This window comes from Pedobacter sp. MR2016-24 (assembly GCF_026239655.1).
GTDB lineage: Bacteria > Bacteroidota > Bacteroidia > Sphingobacteriales > Sphingobacteriaceae > Pedobacter.
The window spans coordinates 408,030-433,507 of the sequence record NZ_JAPIVO010000006.1 but is presented as its reverse complement, the minus strand read 5'-3'; the positions used below and the strand labels follow the sequence as shown (position 1 = coordinate 433,507).

Below are 25,478 nucleotides of genomic sequence, written 5' to 3'. Positions count from 1 at the left end.
AAATCTACATAGATGAAATTAACAGAAATATCGATAAAAAGACCTTCACTTGTAATTGTGGTATTTACCGTACTTACATTGATGGGATTATTGAGCTACTTCTCTTTAAGTTACGAGTTGCTGCCTAAATTTTCCAACAATGTAGTATCTATCTCTACAATTTACCCTGGAGCATCTCCAAGTGAAGTAGAAAATACCGTAACAAAGAAAATTGAGGACGCGGTATCCTCAATGGAGAACATTAAAAAGCTGAATGCGGTTTCTTATGAAAGTTTGTCAGTTGTAACAATTACGCTTAATGATAAAGCTAATGTAGATCTTTCCCTGAATGAAGCGCAGCGTAAGGTAAACTCCATCCTGGCAGATTTGCCGGAAGAGGTAAAACCACCATCGCTGAACAAGTTCTCGCTGGATGATTTACCAGTGATCACCATGTCCGCTTCGGCGAAAATGGATGATGCCACCTTTTATGACCTGATCGATAAACGTATTGCACCTATTGTTTCAAGGGTATCGGGCGTGGCCCAGGTAAACCTTGTAGGTGGCCAGGAACGTGAAATTGAAGTAGCACTGGATGCGGATAAATTACAAGGTTACGGACTTTCAGTTCCGCAAGTACAGCAATCGATTCTTAGCTCCAACCTTGATTTTCCTACTGGTAGTGTAAAAACACAGGAACAAGACATTCTGATTCGTTTGTCGGGTAAGTATAAAAACGTTGATGAACTGAAAAACCTGGTAGTAAGTACAGGAAAAGACGGTGCACAAATTCGTTTAGGCGATGTGGCCGATGTGAGGGACTCACAAAAAGAAGTAGAAAAACTGGCACGTATTGATCGTAAGGGAGCAATTGCTATTCAGGTCATCAAACAGTCGGACGCCAACGCGGTAGAAGTAAGTAAAGGTGTTCATACCGTGATTGCCAAATTGATGGAGGACTACAAATCGAATGAACTGAAGATTGTTATTGCGAATGACAGTTCCATCTTTACACTAGAATCTGCAGATGCGGTAATCCATGATTTGATTCTTGCGATTATCCTGGTTGCCTTTGTAATGCTTTTCTTCCTGCACAGTATCAGGAATGCACTGATTGTAATGGTTTCTATCCCGGCATCCCTGATTGCTACATTTATTGGGGTAAGCTTATTGGGTTATACTTTAAACCTGATGTCCTTATTAGGATTATCACTGGTAGTAGGTATCCTGGTCGATGATGCGATCGTAGTACTGGAGAATATTTATCGCCATATGGAAATGGGTAAAAATAAAGTTCGTGCTGCTTATGATGCAACAAGTGAAATTGGCTTTACGGTAGTTTCCATCACATTGGTAATTGTGGTCGTGTTCTTCCCGATTGCAATTAGTACAGGACTGGTTTCAAATATTCTCCGTCAATTCTGCGTGGTAGTAATTATAGCCACACTATTGTCCCTGTTAACGTCCTTTACTATTGTTCCTCTTTTATCTTCACGTTTTGGTAAACTGGAGAAAATAGAAGGTAAAAATATGTTTGGCCGCTTTATCCTGTGGTTTGAAAGTCAACTGCACAAGTTTACGATCTGGATTACAAGCATCCTGACCTGGTCGCTCGCCAATAAAGGAAAAACAATATTAGTCGTATTGGTTATGTTTTTTGGTTCATGCGGATTAATACCTGCAGGATATATTGGTACAGAGTTTTTCCCGAAAAGTGATAAAGGAGAGTTCCTTGTTCAATTGGAATTACCTAAAGATGCATCTATAGAACAAACCAACCTTGCTACACAAAAAGCCGAAGCATTTTTGTCGAAAAAACCCGAGATTACTTCATTGATTACAACAGTAGGTCAATCTAGTGGTGACTTTGGCGGTACGCAGGCAACTGCCTATAAATCGGAGATCAATGTAAAATTAGTTGAGCGTAATAAACGCGCAGATAATTCAAGTATTTACGCTACAAAAGTAAGTCGTGAGCTCGCTAAATACCTTGTAGGTACCAAAGTAAAAACAGTGCCTATCAGTATTCTGGGTATCGCAGAAAATGCACCTATCGAATTGGTGGTGATGGGATCTGACCTTGACAGCGCCATGAAATATGCTGAAGGTGCTAAAGCTGTGCTGGCAAAAATCAAAGGGTCTGCCGAGCTGAAGTTATCAGTAGAAAGCGGAAGTCCTGAAATTAACGTTCAGGTAGACCGTGATAAGATGGCTTCTCTTGGATTAACACTGCAAACTGTAGGTGTAACCATGCAGACGGCATTTAGTGGTAATACGGACGGTAAATTCCGTAAGGGTGAATATGAATATGACATCAACATCCGGTATCAGACTTTTAACAGGAAGAATATTGATGATGTGAGTAACCTGATCTTTGTAAATCCGGAGGGCAAACAGATCAAACTTTCTCAGTTTGCAGAGATTAAACAAGGTTCAGGTCCGAGTCAGCTGGAAAGAAGAGATAAAAGTACCTCAGTTTCTGTACGTGCACAATCGATTGGTCGCCCAACAGGTACCATTGTAGCAGAATTCCAGGAGCAGTTACTTGCTTTAGAGAAATCCGGCAAGCTGAAAAAACCAGTAGGTGTAAGTTACGTCTGGGCAGGAGATGCAGAAAATCAGGGTGATGGTTTTGGTACTCTGGGTATCGCATTACTAGCCTCTATTATATTGGTTTACCTGATTATGGTTGCGTTGTATGACAGTTTTGTCTATCCTTTTGTAGTCATGTTCTCTATCCCGTTGTCAGTCATCGGGGCCTTACTTGCGCTCTCGCTGACCAACAATGCATTGAATATCTTTACCATCTTAGGATTAATCATGCTGATCGGACTGGTAGCTAAGAATGCAATTATCCTGGTCGATTTTACCAACCAGATGAAGGCAGAAGGCAAATCTACACATGAAGCTCTAATTCTGGCAAATCATGCCCGTTTACGCCCTATTTTGATGACTACTATCGCGATGGTGATCGGTATGATGCCGATTGCCCTGGCAGGCGGTGCAGGTGCGGAATGGAAAAATGGATTAGCCTGGGTAATTATCGGTGGACTGTTAAGTTCATTATTCCTGACCCTGATTGTGGTACCCGTGATGTATCAGATCTTTGATGGCATGCTGGATCGCTTTGGATTCAATAAAAAAGGCGTCACAATTGAAGAACTGATGGTACAGCCGTATGACCATAAAGAGGTTAAGGAATACGATTTAGATCATCAGCATTAACAAAATAATATACAATTGAATTAAAGGAACCCATTGTGGTTCCTTTTTTGCTTTATATTGCTCAAAACTAGGTTTATGGTGATCAGATCCTTAATTATTGTTGCGGCTTTATGCATGAATACCATCGTCAAAGCACAGCACCCCCCCGTGTTTGAGGGAATGGAAACAGATACTTCCTATATTGTGCTGGGAGATCTGGAAATGAATCTTGTCAAATACGGTTATGGCGCGGTTCATCCCAGTTTCCTCACCATCCACGATGATGAAGATACCGGCGTTAAAGCGGCTTTTAAATACATTGCCGAAAATGGTGGGAGTATCGTAGATTCACAATATGGTGGTACAAGAAACTTTAAATTCATACACCAGGAGGTGACGTATCAAACCGATCCCAACAGCATCTATACGAAAACGGGAATCCGACCAGGATTAGAAAAATTTGGCAGGGCCCATGAGGACGTAATTACTGAATTGGAAAATGCAGGAAAGATCATCCTGAACTATTATAATCCGCTAAAAACAGGCTACATATTCACATTACATAATAATGGCGACAGCGGATTCGGCATCAGCAGCTATCTGAAAGGATACGATCTTGAAACTGCTGCAGACTCTCTTTATATTAATTTTCAAATGGACAATGACGATATGGTTCTTGTCACAGAACCTGTATTGTTCTCCTGGCTGAAAAAAGAAAATGTAAATGTAGTATTACAAGCTAAAAATGCTCCTGATGATGGCTCTTTATCTATTTATGCCATGCATCATCATATTCCTTATATCAATGTTGAAGTGCAGCATGGACATATCGATGAGCATTTGCGACTGATCAGGTTGGGTACAAGAGCTCTTGCTGAACTCTATCCTTCATTAGGCATAAAAAAACCTGCAGAATAATGCTGCAGGTCTATATGTTAACAAAAGCAATCCTTACATGTGTATTGCCCTGTTTTCTGTAGCAGCCATAGCCGCTTCTTTAAATGCTTCAGTATAGGTTGGGTGCGCATGACAGATTCTGGCAATATCTTCCGCAGATGCGCGGAATTCCATTGCTACAACAGCTTCAGCAATCATGTCAGCAGCACGCGGACCAATCATGTGTACACCAATGATTTCATCAGTAGTGGCATCAGAAAGAACCTTTACAAAACCATCAGTATCCATACTTGCTTTTGCACGGCCACTTGCTTTGAATGGAAATGAACCGGCTTTATACTTTGTTCCTTTTTCTTTCAGTTGTTCTTCAGTATAACCTACAGACGCCACCTCCGGCCAGGTATAAACAACACCAGGAATCAGATTATAGTTGATATGTGGTTTTTGTCCAGCTATCGTTTCAGCTACAAAAACGCCTTCATCTTCTGCTTTATGCGCAAGCATAGCTCCGGTAATTACGTCACCAATAGCATAAACACCAGGTACAGATGTTTCCAGATGTGCATTTACAGGTATTTTACCGCCACGCTCTTCTGTTTTGATACCTATATTCTCCAATCCGAGACCAGCAGTATAGGCGGTACGTCCAACAGCTACGATGCAGTAATCTGCATCAATCTTTACTTCTTCGCCTTTTGCATTCTGGGCAGTTACAGTAACAATTTCACCTTCAGCAATTGCACCGGTAACTTTATGACTCATATAGAATTCCATACCCAGCGATTTTTTCAGGACCCGTTGCAGCTCTTTTCCAAGACCGGCATCCATGGTTGCAATAATTGAAGGCAGGAATTCAATAACAGATACTTTAGTTCCCAGACGGGCATAAACAGACCCTAATTCCAGTCCGATAACTCCACCGCCGATAACCACCATAGTTTTTGGTACTTCCGTGATGTTAAGCGCTTCAGTTGAAGTAATGATACGTTTTTTATCAATTGGTAAAAATGGCAATGCAGTAGGCTTTGAACCAGAAGCGATAACAACATTTTTTGCAGTAATGGTTTCAGATAAACCGTCTGCTTTGGCAATTTTAATTGTGTTTTTATCTACAAATGAACCAACACCTTCAAAGCTGTCGATTTTGTTTTTCTTGAATAAATAAACAATACCTGCTGTATTTTGTGCTACAACATCATTTTTACGCGCTATCATCTGCGGCATGTTCACACTTAAACTGCCAAGATCAATCCCGTGAGTAGTAAAAGTGTGCGCAGCATTATGATAATGCTCTGAAGAATCCAGTAATGCTTTAGATGGAATACAGCCAACATTTAAGCAGGTTCCACCAAAAGTTTTATATTTTTCTATAACTGCAGTTTTTAAGCCTAATTGTGCACATCTAATTGCACTTACATAACCACCAGGACCAGAACCGATAATAACGACGTCGTATTGCATAATCATTTTTTTTGTTGAGCAAAGTTAACAAACATCAATAAAAATAAAGCATCTGCTAATTGTTTATTGATAGTTGTTTTTAATTCATCTGATAGTTATTTCTAATCAATCAATACCACCTGATTTGTTGTGAGCACCTGCTCGCGTGTATTATGGTTCAGGAACTTACCTGTAACCTTGGTAATACGGAAATAACTAAAATTTTTAAGCCGATTTATCTTATAACCACCTGCTTCCATCGCATCTATAAATGTTTTCTCGCCATATAATAAATAAGGTTTTTTAGGCAATAACCGTTCTTCTCCTTCTCTGAAGCAATGCACAGATGCAAGAGAATAAAATGCGAATGGATAGCCAAAAATAAAACGTGGCTGCACAACAGGCAAATGCTCCTTATTATGTGCATTTATCCAGAAAGCGGCTTCGCTATCTGCCTGGTATTTTAACACATTGGGAAAATAGGCGAGCGTAAGATAAAGATTAACAAAAAATACCACACAGCATACCTGGTAAAAAATCTTAAAACGTCCTGTGTCTTTTGCGATCGAAACGATGATAAAGACCAGTACGGGGACAAGCAGGAGCCATATACCAGAAATGTAAGTGCCATCCGGGCGGAAAAAGTATTGTATTAACCCAATCAGCAACAACATAATTCCACAAACTACCCACTGTACTGTTCGTATTATTTTAACAGAATCCACCTGCTGAATATGATAAATATACTGTGCACATAAAATGGAGAAAAACGGAAAAACGATAGCGATATAAAAAGGAAGCTGGAATTTAGAAACAGAGAAAACCAGTAAAGTGAGCAATGTCCCAGAAATAGCATACCATTCGGCCTTTAAAGGTTGTTTGAAGTTCTTACGGAAGAACTGGTAAATTGCTGTGTAAAATAATAATGACCAGGGCAGGTATGCCCATAATATAGTATGCAGGAAAAAAGTGATATCCCCATTTGCTTTTTTGATCGGCCCTGTATTAAAAAAACGACCAAACTGACTATCCCAGAAAAAGAATTTAATTCCGGAAACACCTGTTCGCCCAAATATGATCTTTTCGGGATGGAGGTCAAACTGTGCATACAGCGTATAAAGTTCAGGAATAATAAAGAGCAGAATAAAGATAACCGCTACAATCCACCTCAGGCTAAAAACCATTGCCCAGTTCTTTTTAATCAGCAACTCTCCTGCAACTGCCCCTCCAATCGGAATGAGTGCAAAAATACCTTTCGTCATTACCGCGCAGGCTGCAAAAATACTGGCCAGCAAGATGTACAGGAACCATCCCCTGCCCAATGATTTATGGAAATAGTAAACACTTGCCATAATCAAACCTGTCAGAAAAGGTTCGGCACGCACATCCATACTGTTTATCACAATATGTTCTGCCGTCAGCAGAAATAAGACTGACCACAGGGCGATCTGCTTATTGTATAAATCCTTTGCCAGTTTATAAGTAAAAAATGCAGCCAGTAGATGGAACAAAATTCCAGGCAATTTGTAAGCCCAGGTAGTTACACCAAATACTTTAAAGAAGACAGCCGTAACCCAAAACGGGAAATGCGGTTTATCCAGCCAGTCAGTCCCCTGCGCATATAGATTCACAAAATCATTGTGCTCTGCCATGGTTCTCGATATTGACGCATACAATGCCGCATCCGGTCCCATTATAGTAATGAACAGACCGCTAAAGTTTAATAATGCAGCTAAACCTATAAAAATGTAAAGCCATTTATTTTTGTGGTCAGAAAATGCTTCCTGCATATGGAGTTAAATTGATTCTTGTTCTTTTGATGACTTAAAAATAAAGAAGTAGTTGACAGTGAAGTTCCAGAAAAAAACAATAAATATCGCTATTGCCTTACTGATATAAAAATTGACCGACAGCAGGTTATCCAGCAAAAGGATAATTCCTGAATTGAGCAGCAGACCAATTACAGAGACAGTAACGAATGCTGTAAACTGTGGCCCCGCTTTAGATTTATTATCTTTAAATGTCCAGTTTCGGTGAATGATATAATTACTGATCACTGCCGCAGAGAAGCCAATTGCATTCGCAACGAATTTATTGACATGAAATTCATCCTTGAAAAGCCAGGTCAGTGAAAAATCTATAATCAACCCGGATACACCTGTGACCCCAAACTTAAGGAAAGCAAGAATTTTTCCGGAAAATAATTTGTCACCTATCATTAAATACCATTTTGTCGGACACAAAGGTACATGGAATTTTCAACGCGCCATAAAGATTTTACGATACTATATAGTGTCACATCTATAAAATGGCTGTTATATCCCCTATATTTATGCATTCTAAACCTAATTTATATGATCCCTCGTTTAAAAATGTTATGGATAGCGGCAGGCATCCTCATTACAGGCTATTCTTCCTCGGCACAAATAACAGATTCTGCGTATGTCCGTGATAATTACACTAAAATAGAAAGAAATATACCTATGCGTGATGGGGTTAAGCTTTTTACAGCAATTTATATCCCTAAAAATACTGGTAAGAAATATCCATTCATGATTAACCGAACACCGTATACGGTTTCACCTTATGGGGAAAATAACTATAAAACCACTTTAGGTCCTTCATCACTCTTCTTAAAAGAAGGATTCATTTTTGTTTACCAGGACGTAAGGGGAAAATGGATGAGTGAAGGGGAATTTGTTGATGTAAGACCACAGATAGACAATAAAAAGACGAAAAAAGATATTGACGAAAGTTCTGATACATATGATACTATAGACTGGCTTGTAAAAAATGTAAACGGAAATAATGGCAAGGCAGGGATTTACGGGATTTCTTATCCTGGTTTTTATTCTACGGCTGCTTTACCGGGCGCACACAAAGCTTTAAAAGCGGTTTCCCCTCAGGCGCCAGTTACAGACTGGTTTTTAGGGGACGATTTCCACCATAATGGCGCTTTCATGCTTGGCGATGCATTTAGCTTTTATTCCACTTTCGGTGTACCGCGCCCCCTACCAATTACTCCTGATAAGGGCCCTAAAGGTTTTAATTTTCCAATTAAAGATAACTACAGGTTCTATTTGAGCATTGGTGCATTAAAAAACGTGAAAGAAAAATATTTCGGCGACAGTATCAAATTCTGGAACGACCTCATGGAACATGGCAATTATGACGAATTCTGGAAAGCCAGAAATATCAGAACGCATCTGCAAAATGTAAAACCTGCAGTATTAGTTGTAGGTGGTTTCTTTGATGCAGAAGACGCTTATGGTGCATTACAAACCTATAAAGCTATTGAAGATCATGATTCCAAAGCAAATAATAAACTAGTGGAGGGGCCATGGTTCCATGGCGGCTGGTCCAGATCAACAGGAGACAACTTTGGAGATATCGATTTTGACCAACCTACAAGCACCTGGTATCAGCAAAATGTAGAGTTTCCATTTTTCATGCAGCACCTGAAAGGCGCAGCAAATGCTAACCTCGCAGAAGCTACAATATTTGTTACGGGGAGTAACCAATGGAAGAATTTTACTGCATGGCCTCCTAAAGAGACAGAGAACCAAACACTTTATTTCCAGCCAGATGGCAAACTCAGCTTCAGCGCACCTACTGCAACTGATAGTTTTGACGAGTATGTGAGCGACCCCAATAACCCGGTTCCTTACCAGGATGGTATACAGGAAAGAAGAACAAGGGAATATATGATAGACGATCAGCGTTTTGCTGCCCGCAGACCTGATGTAAAAGTGTATCAGACCGAACCACTGGCAGAAGATATTACTTTCACGGGTCCCTTAATGGCCAATTTATCTGTTGCTACTACAGGAACTGATGCAGATTATGTAGTGAAACTGATTGACGTTTATCCTGAAGATGCCGCGCCATCGAAAGTGAACCCAAAAGCAATAATGGGCGGATATGAGATGCTGGTACGTGGAGAAATTATGCGTGGCAAGTTCCGCAATAGCTTTGAAAAGCCTGAAGCATTTGTACCAGGCCAGGTAACAAAGGTAAAATATGCATTACCAGATGTTGCACATACTTTTAAAAAGGGGCACAGCATAATGATTCAGGTACAGAATTCATGGTTCCCGCTGGCAGACAGAAATCCGCAGCAGTTCCTTGACATCTATCACGCGGAGGACAAGGATTTTATTAAAGCTACACATCGCATTTATCATGATCAGAAAAATGCTTCCTCATTAACCGTTACTGTTTTAAAGCCCTAATTAATGATGAACAAAATCACATTATCCATTTTTGCCTTTTTACTGTTTACAACTATTGCTAATGCGCAGCTGCTGCAAGGAAAACAAGAGTTTACAAGGGCTGATACTTTGAGAGGAATGTTAAGTCCGGAGCGGACTTGTTATGACTTAAACTATTACCATTTAGACGTAAAAATAGACATTGAAAATAAATCCATCAGCGGTAGCAACGAGTTTAATTTCACTGCTACCAAAGATTTCATCCTGCTGCAATTTGATCTGTTTAACAATTTGAACGTAGAGAAAGTTGTTTATAATGGTCAGGAACTACCCTTCAAAAGGGAGTTCAATGCTGTTTTTGTTACCTTTCCAGGTACAGTAAAAAAAGGTAAAAAGGATAAGTTTAAGGTCTTCTACTCTGGAAATCCCGTTATAGCACGTAAACCACCATGGGATGGTGGCTTTATTTTTACCAGAGACACAGCGGGAAATCCATGGGTATCTGTTGCCTGCCAGGGTTTCGGAGCAAGCTCATGGTGGCCGACAAAAGACCATCAGAGTGATGAAGTAGATAGCGTGCTAATCAGCATTAGTGTGCCCAAAGACCTGCAGGAAGTTTCTAATGGGCGTTTACGCAGCACGGTGGACCAGCCGGATGGTTACAAACAATACAATTGGTTTGTCAGCAATCCCATCAACAACTATAATATTACTTTTTACATTGGTAAATACGCTCACTGGACAGATACCTACAAAGGAGAAAATGGGAACCTAACGCTCGACTACTGGTCGCTCGCCACAGACAGCGCCCAGGCCAAACCACATTGGGATGCCGATGTAAAACCAATGCTAAAAAGCTTTGAACATTGGTTCGGCCCATATCCTTTCTATAAAGATGGCTATAAGCTCGTCCAGGCGCCACATCTTGGCATGGAGCATCAGAGTGCAGTAGCCTATGGAAATGAGTTTAAAATGGGCTATCTTGGTCGTGATCTCTCTCATTCAGGATGGGGAATGAAATTCGATTTCATCACAGTACATGAAAGCGGACATGAATGGTTCGGTAATAACATCACCTCAAAGGACATTGCTGATATGTGGATTCATGAAAGCTTCACCAATTATTCGGAAGCACTCTTCACAGAATCAACACAAGGCAAGGCAGCAGCAGCTGCCTACGTCGTTGGTATCAGAGAAAATATCAGCAATGATATTCCTATCATAGGCCATTATAATGTAAATAATGAAGGTTCTGGCGATATGTATTATAAAGGTGCAAATATGATTCATACGATCAGACAACTGATCGATAATGATGAAAAATTCAGAAACATTTTACGCGGCTTGAATAAAACCTTCTATCACCAAACGGTAACTACAGCGCAAATCGAAAACTATATTGCTCAACAGAGCGGCCTTAAACTCAATAAGGTATTCGATCAGTACCTGCGGACAATCAAAATCCCGGTATTGAGTTATCATATCAAAGGTAATCAGCTGTATTACCGCTGGACAAATACCATAAACGGATTCGATATGCCAGTTAAAGTTAGCTTAACCGATACAGGGAAATACACAATAATTAAACCTGCAACAGAATGGAAGTCAATCAGCATTAACCCATCAATAACCGAAAAAATAGTCAAGGCAGATCCTAACTTTTATATTGAAGTAAAAAAAGACGAATAACCTAAACCCGTGCAGCAAAGAGAAAACCTATGTGTCTTATCTGAAAACCTAAAAAGATGAAAAAATTAAATACATTGCTATTACTGGCATTTTTAAGCTTTTTTGCAAAGGCCGGCAGCGCCAGCAGTCCTATCGACATGCATCAATCATTCCTGCAAGATGAACGGCAGATTGGTGCATTTAAAGGTATTGCCGCTGGTGGTCCGTTAAATATTCAGGTAACCATAGGCAATAAAGAATCTGTCCGACTGGAAGGTGATGAGGAAGCCATCGCAGATCTGATTACAGAGATTAAAGACGGAATTCTGATCATCAGACCAAAAACAAAATGGAACGACTGGTCAAGACGTTACAGAAATGTAAAAGTTACGGCCTACATCTCGGCAAGAAGATTAAACTCACTTACCATGAGCGGATCTGGCAGTATGGAAATTCTGGATCCCATTAATAGTTCAGAACTCGTGACTACGCTAAGCGGTTCTGGCAGTATCAAAGCGGCAGCAAACCTTAAATCCTTTACAGGTGTAATCAGTGGTTCAGGCTCCTTGAACCTGAAAGGTAAAGCCAATAACTCAAACATAACCTTAAGCGGTTCCGGCAGTTTTATGGGAAAGAGTTTTTCAGTGAATGATCTGTCTGCACAAATCAGCGGGTCTGCATCTATATTCATCAATGCACAAAGTAGCATTGAAGCAGTAATCAGCGGATCCGGAAATATCTTGTACACCGGAGATCCAAAAATTAAAAAGACAGTGTTGGGATCCGGAAGAGTGAGTAAACTATAGCTCCAGAAAGGTAAGCCCTATTTCTGGAAGAGAAACCCGAGGATAATTAAAAAGATAATCCTGTTTTCGGCCTTCTGTGTTTTGCGCAGCAAAAAAAGGGCAGTCGAAAACAGGATTGTCTTTTTTATGACTAAAACTGATATCCTACTGCGAAGAAGTTCTCCACATAGTTGATATTCTGGCTTGCTTTATCATATTCATTTCTACCTGTTGTATGTACGTTCGTTAATTTCGTTGTACCAACTTTGGTCGTATTTTGCAGATACAATCCCCTAGTAATATAAAATTTAAGGCCTATCTTAGCAGAAACGCCATAACCTGCAACATTCCAGTAGTTATTTTCCCCTACCTCAAATAAATGTGCATCTGTTCTCGGCACAATAAGTCCGGCACCCAAACCAGTCTCTAACGTAAGTGATGTCTTTTGCGAAGGTGCTACCCAGATATCGTCATAACGCTCAATCTCCACATTGGCATAGTTAAAACCATCCGTATGTTCATATCTCAGCATATCTTCCTTCACGTTCAGCATCTCGCCATTATAGGTACCTGCATAATCACCAGTAGGAATCCCCGGCGTAGATATCTCATTACCAATAACCCCGTAAACTGCCACAGTCTGCGGAATATCCATCACATATTTCATGTGATCCCATCCAACAGAGATACTATAGTTATCTTTAAAGAAGTAACCTACGCGGAAGTTGTATTGAGGAATGGAAAGTTTACCCGGATCAAGATAATCCCACCCTAATTTAGATTGTCTGTCATGCGCAACCACATCTTTTAATGTAAAATCATAACCCGGACCTTTGAAATTGATGTCACTTTTGCCATACCACGAATGGTTATAGCCCCAGTGCACATAGAAATCCCCTTTTCTGGAAAAATTCCTTTTGACCTCATTTGAGAAAATACTTTTCCCAATGGTTACAGTTTGACCGGAAGCGTTTGAATTGACCTGAGCGTTTATTTTAAAACTTAGAATAAATAAGAACAGTACGATGTAGATTTTTTTCACGCGACAAAAGTACTGAAATAGTACAATTTATGTTCAAACTTATAATATATGACTTTTTAATGGCAGGATCATTAAAATTAAAAAGCCTGCTAAAACATTAAGTTCCAGCAGGCTTCGTTATAAATTATTTAGCTTATACGCCCAGCAGCAAACGTGCAGGGTCTTCAAGCAATTGTTTAACCCTTACCAGGAATCCAACAGATTCTCTTCCATCAATGATACGGTGATCATAAGATAAAGCAAGATACATCATCGGACGAACTACAACCTCACCTTTTTCAGCAATAGGACGCTCAATAATATTGTGCATACCTAGTATGGCCGACTGTGGCGCGTTGATAATAGGCGTAGACATCATTGATCCGAACACACCACCATTCGTGATAGTGAAAGTACCACCTGTCATTTCCTCAATAGTTAACTTACTGTCACGCGCTTTAGTTGCAAGCTCAATTACAGATTTTTCAATCTGAGCAAGTGTCATGCTTTCTGCATTTCTGATGATTGGCACTACCAATCCCTTAGGAGCAGAAACAGCAATAGAGATATCTACAAAGTCATTGAAAATAACTGCGTCACCATCAATACGTGCATTTACTGCCGGAAAGTCTTTCATTGCCTCACACACTGCCTTAGTGAAGAAACTCATGAATCCTAAACCAACACCATATTTCTCCTTAAACTGATCTTTGTATTTTCCACGCAGATCCATGATCGGTTTCATGTTTACTTCGTTAAAAGTAGTTAACATGGCCGTTTCATTTTTAACAGCTACCAAACGTTTAGCTACCGTTTTACGCAAAGGAGACATCTTCTCTCTGCGCTCGTTTCTCGCACCGGCAACAGCAGGAGCTGACGCTGGAGCAGCAGGTTTCGCCGCAGGAGCTTTAGGTGCTTCTTTTTGTGCATTTAAAGCATCCTCTTTAGTGATTCTGCCATCTACTCCAGAGCCTTTTACGGCACTGGCCTCAACACCCTTTTCTGCAAGTATTTTACCCGCTGCAGGTGAAGGTGTACCAGTTGCATAGCTGTCGCCCGATTGCTCTGCTACAGGTGCTGCCTGTTTATCTTCAGCAATAACTGCTTTTTCTGCCGCAGGCGCTTCGTCTTTTGCTTTAGGCGCTGTAGTGCCACCATCTTCAATTGTACAAACTACTGCGCCGATGGCTAATGTATCACCTTCAGCAGCTACTGTTTTCAAAGTTCCGGCTTGTTCAGCAGTTAACTCAAAAGTCGCTTTATCGGATTCCAATTCAGCAATAACTTCATCCATTTCTACTGTATCACCATCATTTTTTACCCAACGGGATAAAACAACTTCGGTAATTGACTCGCCTACTGGCGGAACTTTTATTTCTAGACTCATAACTGTTATATTATATTTTTCTATTAATCTACATTATATACTTTACTAACCGATTTCTTAGCAATCTTCTCATCCTGTTCTGTTACCGGAGTTTCGAAGGCTTTAGCTAAAATATAAGCCTGCTGATCAGCATGCTGCTTAGCAAAACCTGATGCAGTACTGCTGCTCTCTTTTCTTGAGATTACCTCAATATCACTGAAAACAGTTTTTCTGGTTTTGCGTAACAAGTAAGGCCATGCGCCCATGTTTTCAGGTTCTTCCTGAACCCAAACAGCTTCTTTTACATTTTTGTAACGTCTGTAAACCGTTTCCATCTGTGCAAGTGGCGTAGGATACAATTGCTCTACACGAACAATAGCAACATGCTTGATTTGATCTTTCTGTTGTTTTTCAAGCAACTCATAATAGATCTTACCACTGCAGTACAATACTCGTGTTACTTCATTAGCTTTAACATTTGTATCATCAATTACCTCCTGGAACTTACCATCAGTAAATTCTTCCAGTTTAGAAACACACATCGGGTGGCGCAACAAACTTTTCGGTGTAAATACTATCAGTGGCTTTCTGAAATCACGTTTAAACTGACGACGGATAGCATGGAAAAAGTTAGCAGGCGTTGTACAGTTTGTTACCTGCATGTTATAATCCGCACACAGCTCCATGAAACGCTCAATCCTTGCAGAAGAGTGCTCAGGACCTTGTCCTTCATATCCATGTGGCAATAACATCACTAACCCGTTTTCACGCTGCCATTTTGTTTCAGCACTGGCAATGTACTGATCCACTACAATCTGTGCTCCATTAAAGAAATCACCAAACTGTGCTTCCCAGATGGTCAATGCATTTGGATTAGCCATTGCATATCCATATTCAAAGCCCAGCACACCGTATTCAGACAAATGTGAATTATAAATATCAAATGGTGCCTGCTGATCAGAAAGATTAGCCAGAGGGATATATTCCTCTTCAGAATCTTCCAGTGTAATTACCGCATGTCTGTGTGAGAATGTTCCACGCTCCACATCCTGACCACTTAGCCTTACTCTTTTACCCTCAGACAACAAAGTAGCATAAGCCATTTGCTCACCCATTGCCCAGTCGAACACATGCGTAGCTGTAGCCATGTTATTACGCTCACCAAACAGTTTTTCAATTTTCTTAAAGAACTTTTTATCTGCCGGTAGCGTACTGATTCTTTTCGCAATCTCCAACAGCGTCGATTTCTTCACAGAAGTATTTGGCGAAACCTCAAAGTCTTCTGCAGTCGCAATCCGCATGTCAGACCAGGCACCGGCAAATTTAACATCCTGATAAGTAGAAGTAATCTCCTTAGCCTCGTTTAACCTTTCCTGTAAAATACCTCGGAATTCTACTTCCAATTCTTTTGCAAGACTAGCTTCCAGCTTTCCTTCACCAATTAATTGCTGAATATAGATATCTCTTGGATTGGCATGTTTCTCAATGCTTTTGTATAATAAAGGCTGTGTGAATTTTGGTTCATCTGCTTCATTATGTCCAAACCTGCGGTAACACAAGATATCTATGAACACATCATTTTTATATTTCTGACGGTATTCCATGGCAAGGTTGATCGCATAAACCAATGCTTCAACATCATCCCCGTTCACATGGAACACAGGTGACAGTGTCACTTTGGCGATATCTGTACAATAGGTACTTGTACGGCCGTCTTTATAGTTTGTGGTAAAACCAATCTGGTTATTAATTACCAGGTGAATCGTACCACCAGTTTTATAACCATCCAGTCCTGCCATCTGAATTACTTCATAAACAATTCCCTGACCTGCGATTGAAGCATCACCATGGATCAGTATTGGTGCAATACGCGCATTGTCACCACCATATTTGAAATCGATCTTAGAACGTGTCATCCCTTCAACCACGCCATTTACTGTTTCCAGGTGGGACGGATTAGGACAAAGGCTCAGGTGTACATTTTTACCACCAACAGTGGTTACATCCGTAGAGTAGCCTAAGTGGTATTTCACATCACCTCCAAAAGGAGATGCCGCACTATATCCTTTACCTTCAAATTCAGCGAAGATATCTTTATAAGTTTTTTGCATGATATTGGCCAGCACGTTCAAACGACCGCGGTGAGCCATACCAATGACAAATTCTTCAATACCTAATTCCGCACCTTTTTCGATTACTGAATCAAGTGCCGGAATCAATGCCTCCGCACCTTCCAGTGAAAAACGCTTCTGTCCGAGGAACTTTGTTCCCAGGAAGTTTTCGAAACTTACCGCTTCGTTCAATTTCTTCAAAATCCTTCTTTTCTCTTCGATGGAGAAATTAGGGGTATTCTGAACACTTTCCATTTTATGCTCAATCCAGCCGAGTACTTCAGGTGTGCGCACAAATTTATACTCCGCACCGATAGAACGGCAATACGTTTTCTTCAGAAAAGCAATAATATCACTCAATTTAGCCGCACCAATGCCGATCTCTACACCAGAATTGAAAACAGTATCTGAGTCAGCCTGACTCAATCCAAAGTTTTCCAGATCTAATGTTGGTAAATGATGCCGTCTCTCCCTCACAGGATTTGTCTGCGTAAATAAATGGCCGCGCTGGCGGTATCCATTAATCAGATTAAGGACGTTAACTTCTTTTAAAAAATGTTCCGGGGTCTCTTCGCTAGTTGATGTAGCACCTGCTCCTCTTCCAAAATCAAAGCCCTCAAAGAATTTCTGCCAGCCAAATTCCACGGCATTAGGATCTTCTTTATAAGTTTGATAAATAGAATCGATGTATTCGGCATTTGCGCCGTTGAGATAAGATAAATTATCCATTGTTTAAGAATTGGTATAAGTATGGCAAAATTAGGATTTTACCTTATAAAACAGCTATAATTCTTCAAGAAATTCTACGATATCACAAACGTTTTTAAGCGGTTTTAGCTGATCTTGCACTAGTATGTCAAATTCGGAGATTAAACTGCCTGCAACCAGCAGCGGAACGTCCAGATGATCCATTACTTTTCTGATTATTTTGTTGACATCTTTTCCTAAATTTAAAGAGGTAAGCACTATAAATGCGTAGTCCGGGCGATAAGAAAGGATCACCTTTTTCACATCACTGTAGGGAATCTCCTGGCCAAGATAAAGGGTGTCCATTCCACATTTTTTCAACAGGTAACGGGCAAACAGCAATCCTGTTTCATGCATTTCCGCTTCAGGCAGAAACAGTAAAAACCTTTTAGTATTTTTCTTCGCCGGTTTTACCACATTATCAATCTCCACTATCAGCCGGTCGCGAATCAGATTAGAAGCAAAATGTTCATGCGAAGGATCAATAGTACCTGTTTGCCAGAGCATTCCTATACGCTTCATAAAAGGAAAAAGGACTACATCCATTGTTCTGGTTAATCCCATCTCTTCAATGCAGCCAGACAGGATCTCAGAAAACTCAGTTTCATTGTATTGAATTGTTGCCTCAGAGAGTTTCAGCATCTGTATTGCATCATCATTCCAGTTGCGCTTGAGCTGACTGACAAGATCTGCAATCTTCTTTTTATCCATTTGGGCGATGCGGCTGATTTTATAACCATTTTCATTCAGCGCCACAATATTGAGTAGCATTTTCAGATCCTGTTCATCATAATACCGGATATTTGTTGGAGTTCTTTTGGCGGCCACTAAATTATAGCGGGCTTCCCAGGCTCTGATGGTATGCGCCTTTATGCCGATAAGGCTTTCTATGTCACTAATTGAGAATTTTTTCACACGTTATCTGATAACAGATGTTCAACAAAATTGTTTCAAAAATATTTTTTGTTCAACAACTAAAGGCAGATTAGTGAACCTCCAGGTCAAGCATCTTGATTTGCTTGTCCAGATCAAAGGTATTTTTAGAGCGCGGATCTTTGCCACCTCCTGCTACATTTGCCCAGTTCCCCCAGTTACTTGCAGGAGAATAGTCTATTAATTTTTCCTCGAAATAGGTCGCCCCGCTGGTCCAGCTAATCTTCAGTACATAGACCAGAAAAGTGGCTACAAGTAAACGCGCCGTATGAGAAATAAACCCGGTCGCATTCAATTCCGTCATATATTTATCTACCATATGATGTCCTGTAAGCCCGTCTTTCCATAACTGCAATTGCTCTTCCTGATCTTCCACCCTTACAGCAGCATCAAAATCTATCTCTGTATCACTGAAAAAGTTACCGCTATGTTTTTTAAACATAAACCTGAAATAATCTCTCCAGAGTAAGCCGAGAATAAGATGATTAAAGTTGGCATTAGATCCAAAGTCTTTCTCCGCAGTTTTCACTGCCCAATAGACTTTTCTAGGAGATAAACATCCTACTGCCAGCCATGGAGATAGTTTAGAGGAGTAACTGTTCTTATCAGCACCACCTTTCCCACTTACCTTTGCATATATTTCAGCCCCGCTTTTTAATAATTCCTTCAGATGTTTGATCCCCTCTTCTTCTCCCCCGTGCGGAACATTGACGGCTGAAGAAGAATATTCAGGAATTTCACCCCATTCCTCTGCCTCCACAAAACTGATGCTTTCGGGCGATGAAATACAGTCCTTCACTATGGCATCTCTCTCTGTTTTCTTCTTGAACTGAACAAAAACATCAGGAATGTCTTTTATAGGAAAAGGAAGATCTTCTTTATTGTAGAGTGTGTGACCAATAAAATGCTTGAGATTGACTTTCAATTTCCACAACAAATCTTCTACTGCAGAAGATACATTCGTTTCTTTCGTTGCCACTTCACGATGGTGATAAACCTCGGCTATTTCATATTGATTAACCAGCTCCGGAATATGATCTTCCGGCCTGCCCCGAATCAACAACAGGTTACCTCCAAGCTTTTGTAATGATACCCTGAGGGCAGCAACACTTTCCAGCAGGAACTGCACCCTGTTATTTCCACTAGCCAGCGTCTGAACATCTGTATGTTCAAAAAAACGCGGATCGAAGAAATAAACAGGCAAAATACTATCAGACTTAGCGATTGCCTCCACTAACATTTCATTGTCATGTAACCGCAGATCATTCCTAAACCAGACAAGTATTTTCTTAGATTTCATTTAATTCGGTCTAAATTTGTGTTGTAGAGATCAAAAATATAGCATTTTTTTGCTAAGAACTAATGGAAAAAGTAATATTTACATAAGCAAAACAAATTTAAAAGTAAAAAAGGCCTTTTATAAAACTAAAGATTCCTTTCTCAGGTTAGTTAGACATGGATCAGCACATTCTTATTACAGGTGCCACTGGCATGTTAGGCAACGATTTAATTCAGTCTCTAACAGCAAGGGGACATCGGGTTTCAGTTCTTGCCAGAAAACCTCAAAATATCGAAAATGCAAACGTTTATTTATGGGATGTTTACAAAGGAGAAATAGATATTGCCTGCCTTGCGGGTGTAGATACCATTATACATCTCGCCGGAGAAAATATATCGAAAGAGAAGTGGTCAGAACAGCGTAAAAAGGAAATTATCGATAGTAGAGTATTGTCTGCCCGCTTATTATTTCAGACGTTGGCAAACCATAAAAACCAGGTGAAATCTTTTATTTCTGCGGCAGCGACAGGATATTACGGAGATAGCGGAGAAGAAATAATGACCGAAACTGCAACGCCAGGAAAAGATTTCCTGGCAGATTCCTGCATACAATGGGAGGATGCGGCAGATGAAGGGATCACAATGGGATTAAGAGTAGTTAAGATCAGAACAGGTGTGGTACTGAGCAAGGAAGATGGTGCATTGCCCGCCATGGCCAAACCTATAAAATTCTTCGCCGGGGCACCTTTGGGTAGCGGTAAACAATGGGTGTCATGGATCCACCTGGAAGACATTACAAAAATTTATATCCATGCCGTAGAACATAAAGAAATGCATGGCGCTTATAATGCATGCGCCCCTTTTCCTGTTACCAATAAAACCTTAACCAAAGCTATTGCTAAAAAACTGCAGCGCCCTGTCTGGCCATTCAGCGTACCAGAAAAGGTAATGAAAATGATTCTGGGGGAGATGAGTGCTATAGTGCTGAACAGTAATAATGTTTCTGCCCAAAAACTTCTGAGTACAGGTTTTATTTTCAATTATACGACGCTTGAAGAAGCTTTAAATGATATTTACCCTTAAATGAATACAGAAATAAACATCTGCTGGTTGCGTCGGGACCTGCGTCTGAAAGACAACGCAGCATTATACCATGCTTTAAAAGCAGACCATCCCGTCCTGCTCCTGTTTATATTTGATAAAAATATACTGGAAGACCTTAATGATAAAAACGATGCCCGGGTAACGTTTATCTACCAGACATTACAACAGATCAATGCTGAAATGCAAAAAAATGGTTCAGGATTGCTCATAAAGTATGGCACACCGGAGCAGGTATGGTCTGATGTACTGAACACCTATAAGGTTAAAGGTGTGTATACGAATCATGACTATGAGCCTTATGCCATTGAACGGGATGATACACTTGCAGAATTCCTGCGTTCTGAATCCATTCCCTTTTATACCTATAAAGATCAGGTCATATTTGAGCAAACAGAGATTGTTAAGGCAGACGGTAAACCTTATACAGTTTTTACACCCTATTTCAGACAGTGGAAAAACAAACTAAACGATTTTTATACCAAGCCCTACCCGGTAGAAAAATATATCAAAAACCTGGTACAGATAGCTCCCTTACCATTTCCGACCTTACATGAACTTGGATTCCAAGCTTCGGAACAGGATTTTCCATCTGTCAGTTTTGAGCACAAACTGGCAGCTTATGAAGAACGAAGGGATTACCCCTACGATAATGCTACTACTCATCTGGGTTTACATTTAAGATTCGGGACTGTAAGCATCAGGGACGCAGCATCAGCCGCAATTGCTGCTAAAGCAGAAAAATGGCTGTCAGAACTGGCATGGCGCGACTTCTATATGATGATTTTATGGCATTTTCCACAAATCACCACACAGTCCTTTAAGCCTGCATATGATAATATCAGGTGGCATAACGACCCTGAAGATTTCGAAGCATGGAAAAATGGAAAAACAGGTTATCCTATTGTAGACGCCGGCATGAATCAGTTGAATCAAACAGGGTATATGCATAACCGTGTAAGAATGATTGTAGGCAGTTTTCTAACTAAACACCTGCTAATTGACTGGCGATGGGGAGAAGCATATTTTGCGGAAAAGTTACTGGACTATGAAATGGCCAGCAATATTGGCGGATGGCAATGGGCCTGTGGTTGTGGCAACGATGCCGCTCCCTATTTCAGGGTATTCAATCCCGAACTGCAGGCAAAACGTTTTGATCCCGAGAATAAATACATTTATCAATGGGCACCAGAATATAAACAACAAAAAAACAGCCCGCCGATAGTAGATCATGCTTTTGCGAGAGAAAGAATTCTGAAGGTTTTTAAAGAAGCCTTAAAGTAAAGAAAGAGCCGGAATTCCGGCTCTTTCTTTACTTACTATTATTATCAAATTAATTCTTTCGGGCCGTGATCTCAATATCAAAATCCAGTATTGAATTCGGAGAAATAGTTCCGCTTCCTGTTGTTTTATAACCTAGTGCCGATGGGATCAGCATTCTCATTTTACCACCTACTCCAATTTTTCCAGGTATAGTTTTTGTCCATCCGTCAATCACTGAACCCGGAGATAAACTGAAACTTACGTCTGTATTAGAGTCGAATACCGTCCCGTCAATCAGTCTTCCGGTATACGTTGTTGTAATTGTAGAAAAATTAGTCGTGCTATCCGGTCTTGTTCCCGCAGCAGAAACGCTATAATACACCCCGGAACCATCTCTGGTCATCCCCGTTAAACCTTTATCAGTGATAAACTTTTGAATCAGACGCTCATCTAAAGCTGTCTGATTTTTATCTGCATAAGTAGTGATTACCAGATCAATATTTTCATTAGACGGGATATCACCAGATCCGTTTTTACCGAAGGCTAAATAAGAAGGAAGAAAAATTCTTACAGCATCGCCTCGCTTCATCTTAGTCAGAACCGTTCTGATAGCCGGGATAGTTAAACTCGCAGTAAATTTCTCTGTATAACCTACTAATGTTCCCAAATTGGCTACTGATGACGTTGTCAGGTAAGTTGATCCATTTGCCAGAGATTTAACTACTCCATTGTACAGTACTGAATCAGTGTATTTATATTTTGTAGTATCCGTACCTGTACCAGGAATAATCTGATAATAGAAGCCGGTTTTATCAGGATCTTCTACAGCAGTAATATTATTTGCTTTAATATAATCCTTTATTTTTTGTGCATCTACACTCTGAATGGATTCATATTCCTTTTTACAAGAACCAAAGAGAATAGTTAAGCCAATCAAGGCAAAAGTGTATCGTGATAAGTGTTTAAGCATTATTTAATTTGTTGTAACGGGTGTTATAATGACTGGTTTTTTTGATTTATATAATCTGATATCAAAGTCCAGTACCGTATTTCGCGGCACATAACTTTTACTAGGTGTTGTTGTAGTAGTTGTAGTGGTTCCTATAGTTGTAGTCGTAGTCTTCTCGGGTGTACCTACTTCAAAATTGCCATAAGCCAGTGCAGAAGGAACAAACAACCTGATCCTGCCTTTAGGCGCAACCAATGGTATCCCCTCAACCCATGCGGCAATAGCTGTATTGAGAATAAATTTTGTAGATAAATTAGTAGCCGTATCTGTAAGCGTTCTTGAAGAATCGAACAATGCCCTTGTTTTTAACATCCTCCCCACATAATGAATAAACACAGTGTCGGTCAGCGGAATACTTTTTTCGCCAATGGTATCCTTCAAAATAACGTAATACAAACCGCTGGGAGTTTTTGTCGCCTTTATCTGCGCTGAATCCAGGAATTTAACAATAATATCATCATCAATAGCTCGCTGTGCATCCGCATCAAACGGAGGATCGGATTTGCATGCTGCAAAAAAGCATGCCAACGCGAAAACCACAAAGAGAATCCTGAACTTCATATTGCACAAAAATAGTCTTTTATTGGGGATGGTACAATATTTAACCAATTTTAACAAATACAAAAAAACGCCCTTGTTAATCACAAGAGCGTTTTAAATATAAAAATGGAATTAGAAACAATATTTATTTGCCGCGATGAGCTGCTGAGCCACTTTCTGGCGCGCTTCTTTCACATTAAAAGCATCCATTTTGGTGAATCTGCGCAGACCTACCAGCATCATTCGTTGCTCATCTCCTTCCGAAAAAGCCCATAAGGCTTCTTTTCCGGCTTTCTGTAAGGCATCTACTGCTTCAACAAAATAAATACGCATCATATTCAACTGTCCTTCACAAGCTTCTTCTCCGCGCAGGCTAACTAATTTTTCTGTTCTTAACAGAGCAGACTCCGCCACATATACGTAACTGGCCATATCTGCAATGTTCATCAGGATTTCCTGTTCTTTAGACAAACTTAACATCAGTTTTTGTACCGCTGCACCTGCAACCATCAGGGTGGCCTTTTTCAGGTTCTGTATGATTTTCTTCTCGGCAGCAAATAAAGTATCATCTTCGTCGCCAAATTCCGGAATAGACATTAACTCTGCCGCTACAGCCGTAGCGGGAGTCATTAAATCCAACTCCCCCTTCATTGCCCTTTTTAACATCATATCAACTGTTAATAACCTGTTGATTTCGTTAGTACCTTCAAAGATCCTGTTAATTCGGGCATCGCGATAAGCCCTGTCCATTGGCGCATCGGCAGAAAAGCCCATACCGCCGTAAATCTGCACACCTTCATCCACTACATAATCCAGCGCTTCAGAACCCCATACTTTCAGGATGGCACATTCTACCGCAAATTGTTCGGTCGATTTTAACTTGGCTTTGCTCGAATCCATTCCACCTGCAACGAGTGTCTCAAAGGCATCATCGATATTCTGCCCCGCCCTGTAATTTGCAGATTCCACGGCATAAACTTTAGTGGCCATCTCTGCAAGTTTATACCTGATTGCGCCATATTTAGAGATAGGACGTTCAAATTGAATCCGCTCGTTAGAATAGTTGATAGCAGTACTGATTACACTTTTAGATGCACCAACCGCAGCTGCTGCCAGTTTTATCCTGCCGATATTTAAGATATTAACAGCGATCTTAAAACCATTCTGACGCTCAGATAGCATATTTTCGACCGGCACTTTACAGTCGTTAAAAAACACCTGTCTGGTAGAAGATCCTTTGATACCCATCTTATGCTCTTCAGGGTTCATCGTTATGCCACCAAATTCACGTTCTACAATAAAGGCAGTCAGATTTTTATCATCCTCAATTTTTGCAAACACGATAAAGATATCAGCGAAACCACCATTGGTAATCCACATCTTTTGTCCGTTGATTACGTAATGCTTTCCATCATCCGATAATTTAGCCTTCGTTTTACCAGAATTAGCATCAGATCCTGAGTTAGGCTCTGTAAGGCAGTATGCTGCTTTCCATTCACCTGTTCCCAGTTTGGGTATATATTTTGCTTTCTGCTCTTCATTTCCATAATACAGGATAGGTAAAGTTCCGATACCCGTATGTGCAGACAGCGCAACAGCAAATGAGTGCCCCGCGCCGATTACGTCTGCAACCAGCATCGAGGTATTGAAGTTTTTGCCAAAACCGCCATACTCTTCCGGAATAGATACACCAAGAATCCCCAGTTCACCTGCTTTTGACATGAGCGACTGCATTAATCCTTCTTCCTGTTTATCAATACGTTCCAGGTTCGGATACACCTCTGCCGCAAGAAAATCCCGACACGTCTGTGCAATCATCTGTTGCTCTTCATCAAATTCTTCAGGAATAAAGACATCCTGGTAAGTGGTCTCTTCTATTAAGAACGCGCCACCTTTTACAATTTTTTCGCCTTGTTTTTCCATTT

General features: G+C 40.4%; 18 protein-coding genes. 7 read left to right on the top strand and 11 right to left on the bottom strand.

From position 1 onward, the window contains the following. Positions 1 to 12: 12 nt before the first annotated feature. Positions 13 to 3,204 (top strand): efflux RND transporter permease subunit, encoded by a 3,192-nt coding sequence (locus tag OQX62_RS18130; RefSeq protein WP_265833032.1) that lies wholly within the window; start codon positions 13 to 15, stop codon positions 3,202 to 3,204. Between the two features lie 75 nt (positions 3,205 to 3,279). Then, on the top strand, positions 3,280 to 4,101 hold the full coding sequence (locus OQX62_RS18125; protein ID WP_265833031.1) for a hypothetical protein: 822 nt from the start codon (positions 3,280 to 3,282) through the stop codon (positions 4,099 to 4,101). Between the two features lie 33 nt (positions 4,102 to 4,134). Here the strand turns inward: OQX62_RS18125 and lpdA are convergent, their stop codons facing one another. The 3 genes from lpdA to OQX62_RS18110 form a co-directional block, all read right to left on the bottom strand. Further along, positions 4,135 to 5,541 (bottom strand): dihydrolipoyl dehydrogenase, encoded by a 1,407-nt coding sequence (lpdA, locus tag OQX62_RS18120; protein ID WP_265833030.1) that lies wholly within the window; start codon positions 5,539 to 5,541, stop codon positions 4,135 to 4,137. A 101-nt stretch (positions 5,542 to 5,642) separates the two neighbouring features. Beyond that, a complete protein-coding gene (locus tag OQX62_RS18115; RefSeq protein WP_265833029.1) occupies positions 5,643 to 7,310 on the bottom strand; it encodes an ArnT family glycosyltransferase in 1,668 nt (555 codons plus the stop codon). Between the two features lie 6 nt (positions 7,311 to 7,316). Beyond that, a complete protein-coding gene (locus tag OQX62_RS18110) occupies positions 7,317 to 7,739 on the bottom strand; it encodes a GtrA family protein (protein ID WP_265833028.1) in 423 nt (140 codons plus the stop codon). A gap of 153 nt (positions 7,740 to 7,892) precedes the next feature. Between OQX62_RS18110 and OQX62_RS18105 the strand changes: the two genes are divergently transcribed. From OQX62_RS18105 to OQX62_RS18095, 3 genes are read left to right on the top strand one after another with little or no spacing between them, the layout of a single operon-like run. Continuing rightward, positions 7,893 to 9,752, top strand: coding sequence for a CocE/NonD family hydrolase (locus OQX62_RS18105; RefSeq protein ID WP_265833097.1), 1,860 nt, complete (start codon positions 7,893 to 7,895; stop codon positions 9,750 to 9,752). A 6-nt stretch (positions 9,753 to 9,758) separates the two neighbouring features. Continuing rightward, positions 9,759 to 11,420, top strand: coding sequence for a M1 family metallopeptidase (locus OQX62_RS18100; RefSeq protein WP_265833096.1), 1,662 nt, complete (start codon positions 9,759 to 9,761; stop codon positions 11,418 to 11,420). 56 nt (positions 11,421 to 11,476) lie between these two features. Next, a complete protein-coding gene (locus OQX62_RS18095) occupies positions 11,477 to 12,205 on the top strand; it encodes a head GIN domain-containing protein (RefSeq protein WP_265833027.1) in 729 nt (242 codons plus the stop codon). 130 nt (positions 12,206 to 12,335) lie between these two features. On the opposite strand, the gene OQX62_RS18090 is transcribed toward OQX62_RS18095, so the two are convergent. From OQX62_RS18090 to OQX62_RS18070, 5 genes are all read right to left on the bottom strand, one after another. After that, positions 12,336 to 13,226 (bottom strand): hypothetical protein, encoded by an 891-nt coding sequence (locus tag OQX62_RS18090; protein ID WP_265833026.1) that lies wholly within the window; start codon positions 13,224 to 13,226, stop codon positions 12,336 to 12,338. Positions 13,227 to 13,359: 133 nt separating this feature from the next. After that, complete coding sequence (odhB, locus tag OQX62_RS18085; RefSeq protein ID WP_265833025.1) at positions 13,360 to 14,592, bottom strand: 2-oxoglutarate dehydrogenase complex dihydrolipoyllysine-residue succinyltransferase; 1,233 nt, start codon at positions 14,590 to 14,592, stop codon at positions 13,360 to 13,362. A gap of 23 nt (positions 14,593 to 14,615) precedes the next feature. Beyond that, positions 14,616 to 17,411, bottom strand: coding sequence for a 2-oxoglutarate dehydrogenase E1 component (locus OQX62_RS18080; protein ID WP_265833024.1), 2,796 nt, complete (start codon positions 17,409 to 17,411; stop codon positions 14,616 to 14,618). Between the two features lie 54 nt (positions 17,412 to 17,465). After that, complete coding sequence (locus OQX62_RS18075) at positions 17,466 to 18,344, bottom strand: MerR family transcriptional regulator (protein WP_265833023.1); 879 nt, start codon at positions 18,342 to 18,344, stop codon at positions 17,466 to 17,468. Between the two features lie 70 nt (positions 18,345 to 18,414). After that, positions 18,415 to 19,662 carry a DASH family cryptochrome gene (locus OQX62_RS18070; RefSeq protein ID WP_265833022.1) on the bottom strand — a complete coding sequence of 416 codons (1,248 nt, stop codon included), beginning with the start codon at positions 19,660 to 19,662 and terminating at the stop codon, positions 18,415 to 18,417. Between the two features lie 155 nt (positions 19,663 to 19,817). Between OQX62_RS18070 and OQX62_RS18065 the strand changes: the two genes are divergently transcribed. Then, the gene (locus tag OQX62_RS18065; RefSeq protein WP_265833021.1) at positions 19,818 to 20,723 is read left to right on the top strand and encodes a TIGR01777 family oxidoreductase; all 906 of its coding nucleotides are present in this window, start codon (positions 19,818 to 19,820) and stop codon (positions 20,721 to 20,723) included. Continuing rightward, positions 20,724 to 22,025: a cryptochrome/photolyase family protein gene (locus OQX62_RS18060; RefSeq protein ID WP_265833020.1), complete on the top strand. Its 1,302-nt coding sequence runs from the start codon at positions 20,724 to 20,726 to the stop codon at positions 22,023 to 22,025. Between the two features lie 49 nt (positions 22,026 to 22,074). Here the strand turns inward: OQX62_RS18060 and OQX62_RS18055 are convergent, their stop codons facing one another. The 3 genes from OQX62_RS18055 to OQX62_RS18045 all read right to left on the bottom strand — a co-directional run bounded on the left by OQX62_RS18055 (position 22,075) and on the right by OQX62_RS18045 (position 25,476). Next, entirely contained in the window at positions 22,075 to 22,974 is a 900-nt protein-coding gene (locus tag OQX62_RS18055) for an FKBP-type peptidyl-prolyl cis-trans isomerase (RefSeq protein WP_265833019.1), read from the bottom strand. A gap of 3 nt (positions 22,975 to 22,977) precedes the next feature. Beyond that, positions 22,978 to 23,574 (bottom strand): FKBP-type peptidyl-prolyl cis-trans isomerase, encoded by a 597-nt coding sequence (locus OQX62_RS18050; RefSeq protein WP_265833018.1) that lies wholly within the window; start codon positions 23,572 to 23,574, stop codon positions 22,978 to 22,980. Positions 23,575 to 23,685: 111 nt separating this feature from the next. After that, positions 23,686 to 25,476, bottom strand: coding sequence for an acyl-CoA dehydrogenase family protein (locus tag OQX62_RS18045; RefSeq protein ID WP_265833017.1), 1,791 nt, complete (start codon positions 25,474 to 25,476; stop codon positions 23,686 to 23,688). Between the last annotated feature and the right edge of the window lie 2 nt (positions 25,477 to 25,478).